Below are 15,647 nucleotides of genomic sequence, written 5' to 3'. Positions count from 1 at the left end.
TTCCGTCAAGCCATGATAGTTTGGAGCTGCCGGAAGATGGAGCGGCAGACGTAGCGTTTGAGGTTCCGGCGGATCTCCCGGTTTGATTTCCCTGATGCCCGGCTGCGGGCCACGTAGTCCTTGGTTGCGGTGTCGAAGCTCACGCGGGTGCGGACAATGACGTCGAAGGCGCGGTTCAGTTGACGGTCTCCGGATCGGTTGAGCCGGTGCCGGGTCGTGTTGCCGGAGGACGCCGGGCGTGGCGCGACACCTCCGAGTGCGGCGAAGGCAGCCTCTGAACGGATGCGGCCGTGGTGGGAGTAGGCGCACGTGATGATCGCTCCTGTTACGGGCCGGACCCCGGCGACAGATTGAAGCCCTGGCGCCAATTCTTCGGTGAGCTGCGCCAACTCCTTGTGGTTGTCGGCGAGCCTGGCGGTGAGGTCTTTGACGGCCAGGGCCAGGCGTTTGGCTTCGGCGCGGGCGATTCGGATCACGGGTTCGGTGCTGTTTGAGGTCCGCCAAGCTGCAATGGCGGTGACCTGTGCATGCCGCAGGGATGCCCGGGCGTCAACTCCGAGATCTGTGCCGCGGAGAAGGGCGGTGAGGGCGTTGCGGTTCGCGGTGCGTTGGTGATCCAGCAGGGACCGTGAGGCCAGCAGAATCCTGATCGCGGCCCTGGTGCCTGCAGCACGCGGCTCGGTCACCTGATCGCGGGGTCGCCCCAGGACTGAACGGGCTGCGGCTTCGGCGTCGATCGGATCCGACTTGCCGGTGAGGGCCCGCGATGAGCGGGTGGGTGGTCTGACCTCGCCAACCTCGATGTCAGCGGCAAGTAAGACCTGGGTGAGCCGGGCACCGTAGGAGGACGTGCCCTCGACAGCAGCGAAGACCCTCTCCCCGCCTGTGCGCCGTACGATCCAGTTGATCGCACGGTCCATTCCCGCGGAGGTGGCCGGGAACACAGCGGTGTCGACCACTGCACCGGTTGAGGCATGAACAGCGGTGAAAGTGTGGGTGCGGGCGTGGGTGTCGACTCCGACGACGAACTCGAATTCCTCGGCAATTATTGCCATGCGTTCTCCTCTTCTATTGAACGGGACAAGTGGCAGGAGCCTCCCTGAATCGCTTTGGAGACGCATCTGTAACGGGTCACACCAAAGGTGGACAGTCTTCTGATCAGGTCATCCGCGGCGGGGCAGACCGGTGCCTGGGGAACGGCGCGGACGAGTCATTTTCAAAGACACCGCACGAGCGGGTCGGATATACCCTGAGTCACGCGCCACTCTCCGGGACCAGCCTGCCAGCCAGCCTCTGGCCGGCTACTGACCATTACAGACCTACCCGCTGGTCACGGATCTTGCCGCTGACGGTGTTTCCGTGGCGGTGACCTGCAGGGTATTCGGATTCAGCAAGCAAGGCTACTACCGGTGGAAGGCGAACCCGGTGACGGAACGGGACTGGATCGATGCGCACCTGGTCAACGCCGCACTGGACATCCATGCCGGCGATCCGGCGTTCGGGTACCGGTTCATCGCCGACGAGCTCCCGGAGAAGGGCATCACGGCGGGCGAGAACAGGGTCCAGCGCTTATGCAGGGACCACGGCATCTGGTCAGTGTTCTCAAAGAAGCAGGGTCTGAACCGGAAACCGGGGCCACCGGTCCACGACGATCTGGTGGAGCGGGACTTCACCGCCGCGGCGCCGAACGATCTGTGGCTGACAGACATCACCGAGCACCCCACCGAAGAAGGGAAGCTCTACCTCTGCGCGGTGAAGGACGTCTACTCCGGCAGGATCGTCGGGTACTCGATGGACGCCCGGATGAAGTCCTCGCTTGCGGTGTCCGCGTTGGAGAACGCAGTCCGGGCACGCCGCCCGGCAGCGACGGTGGTGCACTCCGACCGCGGGTCCCAGTTCCGGTCACGCCGGTTCGTCGAATCACTCCGTCACCACGGGCTCACCGGCTCGATGGGCAGGGTCGGTGCGTGCGCGGACAACGCCGCGAAGGAATCGTTCTTCTCGCTGCTGCAGAAGAACCTCCTGGACCGTCAGCGGTGGCTCACCAGACAGGACCTCCGACTGGCCATCACAACCTGGATCGAAAGGACCTACCACCGCCGATGACGGCAAAGACGGCTGGGAAAACTCACGCCCATCGAATATGAAACAATCAACCGGACCGCGCTCACAGCGGCCTAAGACCCCGAGTCAACAAAAGCCGGGGCAGTCCCGAACCTATCCAACTACACCTCGGTTAATCTCATGAGAAGTGCCGTCCGGACGACGGCCTTACCTTCATCCGGGGATTCCCTTCACCATGAACCGTGAAGAGCCGCCCACCCGCTGCCAGACCAACCACCGATCATCGGGCCCGAACACGGTGGGCAAACCTGCCATCCCGGCCGCCGCCAGCGGCCTCCGCCATACGGCGTCGATCGACCAGCCTCGCCTAAATGCGAGGGCCTTTTTTGCTAGTACCTGGGGGACGAAGGCTGATGTTCATCGTCGGCAGACAGGGAGCGCTGGAACTTGTCACCCGTGGAAGATACCTCTGTAGGGACGAATGATGGCATTGAAGCGCCTTTTGTACCTTTTCTTCGATTGGTCCCCTTGGGTTCCTCAGTATGTCGAGGCTCGTCATGACTGTAGTAAGTGTAGGAATAGGCGTCGGGTCCTTTTGCTGGCAGCCGGTTTAAGACCACCCCGAGTAGTTTTGCACTAACCATCTCGAGCGCTGCCAACGACTTTTCCAGGTCCTGCTGTCGAAGTTTTTGAGATCCGACTACAACAACGACTCCGCCCACATGTTGGGACAGCACTGCGGCATCCGTCACGGGCAGTAGGGGTGGCGCATCTATGATGACGGTGTCAAATTCGTGCTCCAAACGTCCTATCAGTTCTTCCATCTGTGAGGAGCCCAAGAGCTCACTTGGGTTAGGAGGAATTTGACCAGAGGCAAGAATGTAGAGGTTGTCTTCACCCCAAGGCTGAAGCAGGTCATTGACGTCAACGTCCCCTACTAGAGCAGTAGTTAGGCCGGCGTTACGGTCCAACCCCAGATAACTGTTGACAGAAGGTCGACGAAGATCCGCATCCACGAGGCAGACAGCAGTACCAGCCTGAGCGAGCGCGATGGCCAAGTTCGTAGCCGTGGTGCTCTTGCCTTCGCCCGGCAGTGAGGATGTTATGAGAATGGACTTGGCTCGCCCTGAGTAGTTAGCAAATTGCAGATTGGTTCTTAGCTGTCGGAACGATTCTGCTCGTGGGCTCTGATGTTGTGCTTGAGTCAGTAGTGGCCGTCGAATCGCTTCTTCGGCGTACGATATGGCCCCAAGTAATGGAGCTTGGGTCACCGCGCGCACGTCGGCCTCGCCTCGTATGCGGGTGTCCAACACCGTCCGAACTATTGCAAAAGCTAGGCCCGCCATCAGGCCAGCAAGAAGACCAATGAGCAAGTTCAGTTTCGTGTTCGGTGACGAAGGCGTGGGTGGGGCAACGGCCGGTTTTATGACTGACAAGCTGACTGGAGACGATTCGCCGGTTTCTGGAGTCTCCAAAGCATCGACTGCCTTGACCAAGCTGCCCGCCACGGCCTGCGCAATCGCCGCGGCTTGAACAGGCGAGGAATCAGTGACGGCAATGGAAATCAATACAGTGTTGAGATCGGTACTTGCTTTTATTTGACTTGCCAATTGCTCCGGCGTTACGTCGAGGCCCAGCGACTCGATCGCGGGCTGCAAGACTAAGGGTGATGTGACAGTCTTTACATAAGATTGAACCCGTGATTGTCCGAACGTATTGCCTTGCTGAAGTTCCGAAACTGAACCAGAGCCTTGTATCGCAACAAACAATTGAGTTTCAGCTGTGTATGTCGGCCGAGCAAGAGCAGAGGCTCCTCCAGCTAGAAGAAGGCCCAAGAGCGTAATCCCGAGGACCGGCATCCAGTTGCGCCGCATGATGCGCAGGTATTCGCGTAGGTCCAAACTAGGTTCCCCCTGAGTAAATGCTTAAGTCGGCAGTAGTCACACGTTTCCTGAGAGTTCTCTAGTGTGGACAACGAGAATTATACCTGCCCAACAAGGTGGTGATATCCGTGAAGTCATGGCAGGAAGCAGTAATGCTGACTGCCTGCTGGAAGGAGGACTTGCGTATCTGCATGTCCGCCCGAGGGCGTTGCCTGTGCCTGTAAGGTTGCAACTTATGTGTGGAATCGTAGGATACGTGGGCCGTTCTAATCACGGCGGAAGTCACAGTGCGCTGAACGTAGTTCTTGAGGGACTGCGCCGGCTGGAGTACCGGGGCTACGACTCCGCAGGGGTCGCCGTGGTGTCCCAAGGCTTGATTGAGTCCCGGAAGAAATCCGGGAAGCTGAGCAACCTGATCGCCGAGCTGGAAGCCCGGCCGCTGCCGGAGACGGTGACCGGGATCGGCCATACCCGGTGGGCCACCCATGGCGGACCGACGGACCGCAACGCGCACCCGCACCTGGCCGATGAGGGCAGGCTCGCCGTTATCCACAACGGCATCATCGAGAACTTCGCCGAGCTCAAGCTCGAGCTGCTGGACAAGGGGGTCACGTTCCTGTCCGAAACGGACACCGAGGTGGCCGCCGCGCTGCTCGGGGACATCTTCCGGGACAAGCTCGGCGGCGATGTCTCCGACGGCGGCCTGACCCGCGCGATGGAGCTCGCCTGCCAGCGTCTGGAGGGCGCTTTCACCCTGCTGGCGGTCCACGCTGACCAGCCCGGCGTCGTGGTGGCCGCCCGCCGCAACTCGCCCCTGGTGGTTGGCCTGGGCGAAGGCGAGAACTTCCTGGGCTCGGACGTGTCCGGGTTCATCGATTACACCCGCCGTGCGGTGGAGCTGGGCCAGGACCAGATTGTCACCATCACCGCTGACACGGTGGACATCACCGACTTCTTCGGCAATCCCGCCGCGGGCAAGGAATACCACGTGGACTGGGACCCCGCCTCTGCGGAGAAGGGCGGCTTCAGCTCGTTCATGGAGAAGGAAATCCATGACCAGCCCGACGCCGTCGCCCAGACCCTGCTGGGCCGTTCCGACCTGAACGGGATGCTGACCCTGGACGAGCTCCGGATCGACCCGGAGCTGCTGAAGCAGGTCAACAAGATCATCGTCCTGGCCTGCGGCACTGCCGCCTATGCCGGCACGGTGGCGAAGTACGCGATTGAGAACTGGTGCCGGATCCCCACTGAGGTGGAGCTCGCGCACGAGTTCCGCTACCGCGACCCGATCCTGGATGAGAACACCCTGGTGGTGTCCATCAGCCAGTCCGGTGAAACCATGGACACCCTGATGGCCGTCCGTTACGCCCGGGAACAGGGCGCGAAGGCCATCTCGATCTGCAACACCAACGGCTCCACCATTCCGCGCGAATCGGACGCGGTGCTGTACACGCACGCCGGCCCGGAGATCGCGGTGGCTTCCACCAAGGCGTTCCTTGCCCAGATCACCGCAGCGTACCTGCTGGGCCTGTACCTGGCGCAGCTGCGCGGGAACATCTTCTCCGGCCAGATCAAGGACGTCCTCGCGGACCTGAACAAGATCCCCGCGAAGATCCAGACCATCCTGGACAACGCCGAACCACTCCGTGAACTCGCCCGCAGCATGGCCAACGAAACGTCGGTGCTGTTCCTGGGCCGCCACGTGGGCTACCCCGTGGCTCTCGAGGGCGCGCTGAAGCTGAAGGAAATCGCGTACATCCACGCCGAGGGCTTCGCCGCCGGTGAACTCAAGCACGGCCCGATCGCCTTGATCGATGAGGGCAAGCCGGTCTTCGTGGTAGTCCCGTCCCCGCGCGGCCGCGATTCCCTGCACGCCAAGGTGGTGTCCAACATCCAGGAAGTCCGCGCCCGCGGGGCCCGTACCCTGGTCATCGCCGAGGAAGGCGACGAAGCCGTCAAGGCTTACGCCGAGTACGTCTTCTATGTCCCCGAAACCCCCACCCTGCTCATGCCGCTGCTGACCACCGTCCCGCTGCAAATCTTCGCCGCGGAACTCTCCGGAGCCAAGGGCTACGACGTGGACCAGCCCCGCAACCTCGCCAAGAGCGTCACCGTCGAATAAGCCCTGGTCACGGATCGGCTCGAAGTTTGAGTAACGTCTTGGTCGTTGCGCCAACATGACCACTATCACTCCTGCAGTAGCGCACCCCTAACAACGAAGAAGCGCGAACCTGCAAGTAACTGGCGCCGCCTTAGACTAGTGCATATGAAGGTATTGGTCACCGGCGGCGCCGGTTACATCGGGTCCCACACAACACTCACTCTTCTCGAGGAAGGCCATGACGTTGTGGTGGTGGATAACCTCGTAAACTCCAATTCCGAATCCCTGGCCCGGGTGCAATATCTAGCTCAGCGTGACGTCGACCTTCGCATTTTGGATCTGCTTGATGAGGGAGCGGTGGACACGCTTGTGAGCGAAGGTGCCTTCGACGCAGTTATTCACTTCGCTGGTCTAAAAGCAGTCGGTGAGTCAGTTGATATGCCCTTGAAATATTATAAGAACAACGTTGTAGGCACCCTAAACCTTATTACCTCAATGGATAAATACGGCGTTAGAACGCTAGTTTTCAGCTCCTCCGCTACAGTCTACGGATCAAACGAAAACGTTCCCCTGACGGAAAAGTGCGAATTGGGGGCAACAAACCCTTACGGTCGCACTAAAGAGCAGATCGAAGACATTTTGTCGGACTTAGGAGCTGCTGACTCGAGATGGAGAATAGCCCTTTTACGGTATTTTAATCCTGTTGGAGCTCATCCCTCAGGGCTGATTGGGGAAGACCCCCAGGGGACACCCAGTAACTTGCTTCCCTTCGTTGCGCAAGTAGCTGTTGGCCGTCGTTCAGTGGTGAGCGTTTTCGGTAGTGACTATTCCACCCCAGATGGGACCGGAGTCAGAGACTACATACATGTTATGGATCTGGCGGCCGGTCATCTAGCTGCCCTGGCATACTTGCGCCGGTCCTCAGGCGTCTTCCGGTGGAACCTTGGCACAGGACGGGGGTATTCTGTGCTTGAGGTTATTGAGGCCTTCGGTAAGGCCGCCGGTCGTCCCATTCCATACGAATTGGCGCCACGCCGTGCGGGTGACGCGGCCGTAAGCTTCGCAGACCCGGCCTCGGCTCTGGCGGACTTAGGGTGGTCGGCCGGGAGAGGGCTGGCACAGATGTGCGAGGACCATTGGCGTTGGCAAAAGGCTAACCCCAATGGATATATGGAAGCCCACGAGCCAACGTGAGGTCAGATCTTCCTTGACCTCGCTCCATTGGCATTCCCCAAAAGGTGTCGTACAGATTTGGACCCTGGAGGCTCCGTAACAACTTTCGGCCTCGGCGATCCCTCAAGTCCGGCCGCGCTGATCTCCCTAGGACCGAAACTGTCCCAAATGTTCGCCGCGCCGCTTCGAGACCTACCCGCACAAAATATTGGCAGTTCGATTCACTCGTTATCTAGATCCTGAACTTCCTCGATGACCACACCCGCTATCTACTCGCTTGCACTGCCATCGGGCCCGACCCGTAACCGCTTTGGTGTTCCGACTGCACGACTTGAAGTTTCTTGCTTTATGTGAAGACGCGGCGATGAGACTTAAAGCATTGAATCGAGGAGTAACAAAGCGGCCCGTACAAGCAGGAGAGGTGGAATGCACAAATCATGGACTCATGGTGGTATAAATGTGGCTGTGAAAGTTTCGCTGTCTCAGGTGGAAGGCGCCATGCCTTTAGATTGTCCCCACCAGTTCGTAGGTATCTGTTATGAATGTCAGTTGACGTCTCGGATTTTGGCGGGACAAAGCAACGTCCCTAACTTTGACGTGCAAACTGCGCTTCGATCATAACGCTTCTCAAGCTTGCCTTTTGAATGGGATTAAACTGGTAACACTGTCACCGCAGAAGCACCCACCCTTTCCTCCAGAAGCTGCGTTGGCCAAGCCGCTGTAGGCCTTTCTGCGAAAGGCCTACACAGTTCTGCCGACCTATCGCAGGCGAAGACGCGAACGTGGAATAGTTGCGTCGGCGTGAAGGATCAGCCTGTTCTCTTTGATTCAGGTGATAGTTCAGGTCATCATTCATAATTATGGTGAGGGCTTGCGGACCATGACCTCGTGAGGGCACCCCAACATCTAAAACATCTGTGATCGCGTGGAGCAAGGCGCCCGCCCGATTTTTCGAGGACTCGTACCGAGAAAAGTGCGCGCATGTGCTTCGTCAAACTGCCGCCATGCACCACCGCGACAAATCCCTTATGCCTGTTCATAACAAGCCTTAGCGCCGTATGGTTCTGGTCGTGGTTCGGCTCCGCCGTAATGGCTGGATTACCTTGCATGGCTTGGTTAGCAACCACCGTAAAAACCGTCAATAATGCCTTGGCTTGAGGCAATGACAGAAAGAAGTCTCGATGGCAGTTCGAAATATAATTGGCTTCATGCTTAATGGTGCTGTACTGGGCGTGGATAAGATATGGTCTGGAGTCCGGCTTCTTGCGCTGAAGGCTAGGTTTCCGGGCCTTACGACTAGCGGGGCAGTGCACATCAGTGCTAATGTCCGTATTTACCTCCATCGCGGTGGCAAGATGCAGCTTGACGGGTGTCACGTGAGCCCAGGGGTAACACTTACGGCGGGACGTAACGCTCGGCTGGACATTGCCGCCGACTACGTCGGGCAAAACACTACCATCGTGGCTCGCGAGTCGATCTACATCGGTACCGGCACACAGATTGCCGAAAATGTAGTGGTCCGCGACGGCAACCATGACCACAGTGTTCCGTTACGTAACTTAGTTTTCAAATCTTCGCCTGTCCACATTGAAGAGGATGTATGGCTAGGGGCTTCTAGCGTCGTTCTCGCCGGTGTAAAAGTTGGGGCCGGAGCGACGGTAGCAGCGGGAGCGGTCGTGACGAAGGACGTCCTTGCAGCTTCTACCGTCGCTGGCGTACCTGCCCGCCCCTTCGGCTAGGGGACGGTCGCATTTGGGCTTGTCACGTTAGTGCCATTAGCGTTGGCAATTGCTGTAGGGCAGGAAATGAAAGCGTTGTTTGTAACAAGAGCGTTCGACGTGGCATAAAGGTCGATCGCAGTAAAGCATCCCCTGAATTCGTTTGAGGTGATGACGGCGCCGCCCTCCGAGTTAGCGCGCTCGACGCCCTTGTGGACATTATTCACGCGGTTCGTAGCAATGACACCACCCTTAGTGGTTCCATCAGACAAAATGCCCCAGTGGTTTGATGCGCCCGCGGTGACGCCGTCGATGTAGTTGTTAGTAACTATGACACCCGAGACGCCGCTAATACTCAAGCCTGAGACCAAAAAGCCCTCGATGATGTTTCCCGAGATGTTGACGTCGCCAGTTCCTGCAGACGCCGAGACGCCGACCTCATAAGCTCCCCCGTCGCACTGAAAGACATTGCCGGCGATAGTCACGTTGTCGGGACGGCCTAATTCTCCACCCTCAATACGGATGACGCTCTTGGACGTTCCTTTGAGAGTGACGGTGTTGTCTGCGAACGTTACGCCCTTCACGCCATTGAGAATCTGAAAGCAGCAGGTTTCTGGACGCCAAGCGAGGCCTGGCGTCTGGCCAGCGGGCATCGTCCACACCAGCGAATTGCCGCTAACAGTGATGCCGTGGCAGGTTCCAGAGACGCTGATGCCCCACCAGGTCGCGTCCGCGCAAGCGTTGCCGGTGATGGCCGCGTTCGAGACGTCCTCGGTCGCGATCGAGCGGCGGAAGGGGCCTGTGATGATGTTGCCAGCGATCGTGAACGAACGGTTCTCGCCGTCCGGGTGGTTAGGCGCCTGGTCAGTTAGCGACTCGCAGTGGATGCCAATGCGGGCATCCCGGCCCGCCTTCGCGTTGACCACGTTTCCGGTGATGCTCACGCCAGCTCCCGTGACCATGATCCCATCACCCCGGTCCTCGCCCCGATCCGACACTGGATTGATCGGTCCGTCGCCGGAGCCAAGCACGTCCTTGATTCGGTTATTGGCTATGACGATGTCCATCCATTCGCCGTTTTGGTAGACGTGGATGCCAGTCTGAAAGGAATCAATGAGGCAGTTCGTGACGATGACATCATGCGCTTGTATTTGAAGACCCGAGCTTGCATGGCCAGTCTGGGCTCCCAGCTCAAAGGGGTTAATTAACGTCACTCCATCAACGACCGTGCCCCTGCCGGTGACGAGGAGTGCCGGGCTGTTCTCGATGCCAGCAGACCACGAGAGTATGCCCGGCCCATGAAGCATGGTGCGTTCTCCTGCGAGCGTGATTGTGCCTGCGACCTTGAAGGTTCCAGGGGGCAGGTAAGCGTGCTTGTTGGCGGCAGTGTTTAGTTTGGCTTGGATTGCTGCTGTTGAGTCCATGATGCCGGTCGGGTCGATGCCGTCACCTTTCAGGGCAACCACGCCGGGGTAGGAGCCGGAGGGGTCGGGAAGTTGGGTAGCGAGGATCTTCCCATTTCCATCCAGGTTTGCGACGCCCCCTGGGGCGCCCTTTTCGGCAACTGGGACATAGGCGACGGGCGAAAGTTCGTCGCCGAAGGAGGGGGAACCCTTGTCGGTACTTAGAGCTGATATTGCGTAGCCACCTGTAAACGCAGTGAACAAGGCCCCATATTGCAGAAGCCCACGGCGCTTTACCTTGGGATCGTCTTGCGATGCCATCTTCGTTTCCTCACCAGACTCTCTGACCAATCCTGGGCAGTCCGAAGATACAGGAGCGCCGGGTGGCAGTTTAGATCACTTCGCTCGCCGAAGCCCCAAAATCGCGCCAGGCGTTCCCCCGGGTCATAACAGAGGCACAGATTCGTTTTCCATCGGGTAGGCGTTTGAAGCACCTTGGCCAAAACGTTTACGTAAGGCTTGGACGGTTCCGACGCCCCGACTCCTCCCGTCGTAGTTGAACGTGGGAACACCAACGGCACCGGGGCTACGTTGCGCGGGGCGAGTCCTGCCCGGAACTTCGCCAGCCCCGCGATAGGCTGCGCCGTGGCCGCCTCAGCCTTCATGGCATGAGCGGCAGAAAAGTCAGGAAGTTGGGCGGGTTGGATCTTGGCATTCGCCTCCAAAGTTGCCACCCTCGCCGGCGTGGCCTTTTCAGCCTACTGGAATATGTATCGCCGTGGGCAGTTGGGGCTCTGTCGGAGTCTACAGCCGACATTGCAGGAGCGCCCGTCAGCGCAGTTATCAGGGTTCCTTATCGGAGAAGCCTTAAGAGATTCACGAAGGAATCGCTGGGCGCTTCCGGTTGGTCCAAATACCAATCTCTTTGGCCACGTCCAGAAGCTCTCAGGCCTGAAGTGACACAAGCACCGTGGGGACTGCGCGTCTTCTTGTCGGGCGAGTACTCATTTGGCGTAGGCGCTACTCGAGCGTAAGGGCCCTTGCGGAATCTTGAGGTGTCCTTGCGTGAAATTTGATGCCGTTCCTCTAAACATAAGGGATGGCCCTGCTCCGCTCGCTTCTCGCCAAGCTCCTCACCTATCGGAGCCGGTGTGCTTATTGCCGCGTCAACGAAGCAGCCATCCAGTCGCCCGGCGGTTACCGATATTGCAGCGTGCAGTGTGAGCGCCGTGATTCTGAGGACCAGCAAAACCAGATGTAGCCCCTTCCGGGTTCCTGCTCAAGCCGTGTGACAAGCGCTGTTCGTGCCCGGCGTGTACTATCGGCGCTCATGTGGGGGCAGATAAAAGACATCAAAAGTAACCGCGCTTGGCGTGAAGGATGGATGGACTTTGCTCGCGGGCTGGCCATCATCTTGATCATCGTGTTCCACTCGGTTGTGGAAGTGGACATCCGCGTCGAGGTGCCGTCCTGGGCTTTGATCGTGAACGAGATTCTGTCCCCGATGCGGTTACCGGTTCTGGTGTTCCTCTCCGGGATGCTGCTAACCAACTCCCTGAGAAAATCGCCCGTGAACTACCTTGCCGGAAAGTCGTCGCGGATCTTGTGGCCGTACCTTCTGTGGTCGGGTTTTATGATGGCGCTTTTCGCTGCCACCGCCCCTTTCACACACGAATCCACCTTTTGGCAGGATCCGTCCGGAATCGTTCTGCACCCGATCGACCATCTTTGGTTCCTGCGTGACTTGTTCGTCTTTTATGCCTTGGCTCTCGCCGCCAGGAACGCCCCGCGCGGCGTTTGGATATTCGGGGGGCTGGCCGCATGTGTGTGCGCGGACTTTGCGCATTGGGAACAGGTCAGTCGCGGCGCATACCTCTTCGTGTTCTTCGCGCTCGGGTCATCCGTGTCCGAATACCGCACCCGCGCTGCCGCTGCCATCAGCAACCCCGTCGTCATCGGAACATCAGTCCTTGTTGCTGGGCTCATCATCCCGGCTGCTCTCATGCCGGGCGACGTCCGATATGAACCGGCACTGCTGCCCGTAGTTGCGGCATTGGGCTTACTGCTCGTGAAGGTTTGCCGAACAGTAGGCCTGGCTTCCGGTATGAAGTGGCTTAGGATCATAGGCCGGGACTCGCTCTCGTACTACCTCGTCCACTGGCCAGCCATCCTGATCGTAACCAGGGCGCTTCCAGAGTCCTTGTTTCTCGGAAACCCATTCCTGCTCCTATGCCTTACGGTTACGGCTTCGTTGCTTTGCGGCTTTATCGTTTCTGAAGCTTCAAAACGGATTCCTTGTATGCGCTATCTAGTATCCATACCGCCGCTTGACGCTTGGCGGGTTGCCGAAGTGAACCGTAGGTAGACCTGGTCGGAGAGAACACCTCTGATTCGTACTTCTTTCGCGGGAGTAGTAGCAAAGCGCATGGTCGCCTTTGTTGTTGCACTGACCATCGTCGTCTTGCTCGGCGAGATGGCCTTGTCGCTAGGAAAAACAATCTGGACCGTCAACGGTGCAAGCAGGTTCAGGCTTACATTGCTTCTCGTGGCGAGGTAGTTCAGGTCCGACAGGGCTGCTTGACGTCGCGGTGCTGAGTGATTCGTACACTGCGGGTGACCTGTTGGATAACTACCGCGAAGGGTGGGCGTATAAGCTACGCGCCCAGGTTAAAGTTTTTGTTTCTGTGGCCGGCGTAGGTTCAACAGGCTTTGCGGTTGACAGGCCTTGGTGCTTTGTTCGATCCCCTCATAGTCGGCGAGCGCAAGCTGCCCCTGGCCGCTGCAGCTATCCCGCGGCTTTCCTACCATGCCCCAGTTAAGCGGCCACTGGCCCGGCATTCCTTCTGAGCGCATTGCTTTTGGCCTGTCGGGTTCCGTGGCGTCCGCTGTTCAGGGTGAGCACCATCTCTTCGCTGTCGACATGGCATGGCGATGCTCTCCTACCCGACAGGGTTGGCACTAAGGGCGGGGCACCTTGCCGTGTTGCCATGACTCTGGTGGGAACCGTTATAGCGACGCTGCGGCCAAGCAGCCGGACCGGGATAAACGTAACAATCCGCGTGACTTGATCAAACCTTGAGGCTGTGTTTTTAGCATTTGGGGCATGGGTAGATACGGAGGCACTTACGACGCGCGGTACTCGCGGCGGGAGCTGAGACAGCGGAATATAAGGGTACTTTCCTATTTTCTTATCAGTGCCTTGGCCGTCGCGACGGTGGCTGTCGTGCTGATGGCTTTGCGCGGGTAGCTTCTGCAGGCGGCGCGCCTGCTGTTGACGTGACTTGTCAATCACACCTGTCACGTGGTTAGGTCGGGGTGATTGGGGGATCACCTGTCCGATGGAGGCTGTTGTGGCTATATCTGAGTATGCCTTTGCGCTGAGCGCGCTGCTGGGCACCCTGCTGGTTCCCTTCTTTGTCCTGCACCAGATGCTCCGGCTAAAGCGCCGAGCCATCAGGGTCACTGCTCCCGCCGCACCACGAGGTAACCGCCGCTAGTCATGCCGTACGTCGACATCAATCCCCATAAAACCCGTCCCAAATGGCAGGCCTACGCGGTCCTCGTCGTCCTCCTGGTCCTCACCGCAGCTGTGGTGGGCGCAGCCCTCGTACGGGTCTGAACAGGGTTATCTGGCTAAGCCCCTAGACTTACTGTCTGAACCAGTGCTGCAAAAACAGTTTGCCGAACGTCCTGGGGGACATACATGCCCGATCCGGCGGATCAGAACGCACGCGCCCATGCAGAGGATGCAGGGCAGCCTGAGCTGCGCCGTCGCCGTGACAAGCGTCACGGCGACGGTGAGCTGACGGATGCCCGGACAGGAACCATGCCAGCCGTAACACCGAACCCCTCCACTCAGCCCGATGCCGGCAGGCCGTCGACGCGCCGGACCTCTTGGGCGGAGGCGGCGGCTGCAGCGGATGCAGTAAAGCCCGCCGCGTCCGTTCCGGCGCCCACCCGGGCGCCGGCGTCAGCGCAGCCCGTGTTGACTGACACCATCACCTCAATCCCCGGTGCCGCTGCTGCGGATGCCGAGCAGGCGCCGTCGGGTGCTCCTTCTGAAACCCCCGCCTTCCGGCGTGCCCGGCCCACTGTGGCCGACACCATCGCAGACAAGCCCATGCCGGACTTCACCAGCTCGCCCGGGCTGTTCGTGAAGGAACAGAAACCGCGGCCGGTGGGCGGCGTGCGCGGGGCCATATTCAACATGACCGGCGGGGCGTGGAACATGGGCCCAGGCGCCAAGCAGCGCCAGGAGGAAGAACTGGGCCGGCGCATCTCGCGGCAGTTGCAGGGCAGCTACAACACCGCGGTGCTGAGCCTCAAAGGCGGCATCGGCAAGACCTCCACCACCGTGGGCGTGGGCCTGACCCTGGCCGAGTACCGCGGCGACGCGCCCTGCGCCATCGACGCCAACCCGGACTCCGGTGACCTTGTGGAACGGGCCTTGGGGGAGGGTATCTACCAGCAGTCAAGCCCGCGCACCATTACGGACCTGCTGCGGAACATCGACTCCATCGATTCGCTCACCGGCCTGGCCCGCTACATGCACCACGCCGGCAGGCTGCACCTCATCGCGGGGGAGCAGGACCCTGAGGTCTCGGACTCGCTGACTGCTGAAGAGTACCTGCGCATCCGCAAACTTATTGCTGCCTACTACTCTGTGGCCCTGACGGACTGCGGCACCGGCGTTACCCACAACGCCATGAGCGGGATCCTGCAGTCCGCCGATAACCTGGTGATCGCCGCCGGCTACGCGGTCAGTGGCGCGAAGCGCGCCCGCAGCACCCTGCACTGGCTGGCGAGCCACGGTTATGAGGACCTGGCACGGAACGCCATTGTGGTGATCACGGACAAGGATGAGGTGTCCTCGCGGGTGGACAAGGACGCCATCGAGGAACACCTGGCCGGCATTTGCCGCGAGCTCATCGCCGTCCCGCACGACCGCGGGGTAGCTGACGGCGACCTCGTCACGCTGGACGTGCTGAAGCCCGAGACGCGTCGGGCCTACAAGGAGATTGCCGCGGCGATTGTGGACGGGTACCGCTAAAGCCTGTCGCCGCATTGCGGTTACTCAAAACAGCTCCTCAAAATGCCCGTCGATACTGCCGTGCCCGAATCGTGACTCGACGTGCGGGCGCTCCTCAACAAAACCCCAAGCTTCCGGGCGTAGCTTGGGCCCTTCAGGCAGTACGGGCAGTACGGAGGGAGCAGGACATGACAATCACCGACTACGCCGTGGCTCTTGGCGGCATGCTGGCATCACTGGGCGCGGCAGGACTCCTGGCGGCAGGACTGATCCGCG

At 59.7% G+C, this 15,647-nt stretch carries 9 protein-coding genes and 1 pseudogene; 7 read left to right on the top strand and 3 right to left on the bottom strand.

All coding sequences use genetic code 11. The annotated features are described in order from the left end of the window. Positions 1-5: 5 nt before the first annotated feature. A complete protein-coding gene (locus tag M1E07_RS15765) occupies positions 6-1,055 on the bottom strand; it encodes an IS110 family RNA-guided transposase (RefSeq protein ID WP_461187570.1) in 1,050 nt (349 codons plus the stop codon). A gap of 253 nt (positions 1,056-1,308) precedes the next feature. On the opposite strand from M1E07_RS15765, the pseudogene M1E07_RS15760 reads away from it, so the two are divergent. After that, positions 1,309-2,181: pseudogene (locus tag M1E07_RS15760) on the top strand (IS3 family transposase); the annotation flags it as partial. Between the two features lie 272 nt (positions 2,182-2,453). On the opposite strand, the gene M1E07_RS15755 reads toward M1E07_RS15760, so the two are convergent. Then, entirely contained in the window at positions 2,454-3,965 is a 1,512-nt protein-coding gene (locus tag M1E07_RS15755) for a tyrosine-protein kinase domain-containing protein (protein ID WP_461187569.1), read from the bottom strand. Positions 3,966-4,182: 217 nt separating this feature from the next. Here M1E07_RS15755 and glmS point away from each other — a divergent pair, with 217 nt between their 5' ends. From glmS to M1E07_RS15740, 3 genes are all read left to right on the top strand, one after another. Beyond that, positions 4,183-6,069, top strand: coding sequence for a glutamine--fructose-6-phosphate transaminase (isomerizing) (gene glmS / locus M1E07_RS15750; protein WP_461187568.1), 1,887 nt, complete (start codon positions 4,183-4,185; stop codon positions 6,067-6,069). A 144-nt stretch (positions 6,070-6,213) separates the two neighbouring features. Beyond that, the gene (galE, locus tag M1E07_RS15745) at positions 6,214-7,242 is read left to right on the top strand and encodes a UDP-glucose 4-epimerase GalE (protein WP_461187567.1); all 1,029 of its coding nucleotides are present in this window, start codon (positions 6,214-6,216) and stop codon (positions 7,240-7,242) included. Positions 7,243-8,402: 1,160 nt separating this feature from the next. Next, positions 8,403-8,960 carry an acyltransferase gene (locus M1E07_RS15740; protein WP_461187566.1) on the top strand — a complete coding sequence of 186 codons (558 nt, stop codon included), beginning with the start codon at positions 8,403-8,405 and terminating at the stop codon, positions 8,958-8,960. Here M1E07_RS15740 and M1E07_RS15735 read toward each other — a convergent pair. Then, complete coding sequence (locus M1E07_RS15735) at positions 8,957-10,663, bottom strand: right-handed parallel beta-helix repeat-containing protein (protein WP_461187565.1); 1,707 nt, start codon at positions 10,661-10,663, stop codon at positions 8,957-8,959. The genes M1E07_RS15740 and M1E07_RS15735 overlap by 4 nt on opposite strands. Before the next feature lie 1,063 nt (positions 10,664-11,726). On the opposite strand from M1E07_RS15735, the gene M1E07_RS15730 reads away from it, so the two are divergent. The 3 genes from M1E07_RS15730 (at position 11,727) to M1E07_RS15720 (ending at position 15,392) form a co-directional block, all read left to right on the top strand. Beyond that, positions 11,727-12,707, top strand: a complete 981-nt coding sequence (locus tag M1E07_RS15730; RefSeq protein WP_461187564.1) for an acyltransferase family protein — start codon at positions 11,727-11,729, stop codon at positions 12,705-12,707. A 985-nt stretch (positions 12,708-13,692) separates the two neighbouring features. Further along, positions 13,693-13,839 carry a hypothetical protein gene (locus M1E07_RS15725; protein WP_181037538.1) on the top strand — a complete coding sequence of 49 codons (147 nt, stop codon included), beginning with the start codon at positions 13,693-13,695 and terminating at the stop codon, positions 13,837-13,839. 206 nt (positions 13,840-14,045) lie between these two features. Further along, on the top strand, positions 14,046-15,392 hold the full coding sequence (locus tag M1E07_RS15720) for a MinD/ParA family ATP-binding protein (RefSeq protein WP_461187563.1): 1,347 nt from the start codon (positions 14,046-14,048) through the stop codon (positions 15,390-15,392). Positions 15,393-15,647: the final 255 nt, after the last annotated feature.

The organism is Arthrobacter sp. Z4-13 (assembly GCF_054792705.1).
This window is presented reverse-complemented; position numbering and strand designations above follow the sequence as displayed.

Excerpts from the sequence above, each read along its gene's own strand:
- M1E07_RS15765 (WP_461187570.1), bottom strand. The coding sequence starts at position 1,055 with ATGGCAATAATTGCCGAGGAATTCGAGTTCGTCGTCGGAGTCGACACC.
- glmS (WP_461187568.1), top strand. The coding sequence starts at position 4,183 with ATGTGTGGAATCGTAGGATACGTGGGCCGTTCTAATCACGGCGGAAGT.
- galE (WP_461187567.1), top strand. The coding sequence starts at position 6,214 with ATGAAGGTATTGGTCACCGGCGGCGCCGGTTACATCGGGTCCCACACA.
- M1E07_RS15740 (WP_461187566.1), top strand. The coding sequence starts at position 8,403 with ATGGCAGTTCGAAATATAATTGGCTTCATGCTTAATGGTGCTGTACTG.
- M1E07_RS15735 (WP_461187565.1), bottom strand. The coding sequence starts at position 10,663 with ATGGCATCGCAAGACGATCCCAAGGTAAAGCGCCGTGGGCTTCTGCAA.
- M1E07_RS15730 (WP_461187564.1), top strand. The coding sequence starts at position 11,727 with ATGGACTTTGCTCGCGGGCTGGCCATCATCTTGATCATCGTGTTCCAC.
- M1E07_RS15720 (WP_461187563.1), top strand. The coding sequence starts at position 14,046 with ATGCCCGATCCGGCGGATCAGAACGCACGCGCCCATGCAGAGGATGCA.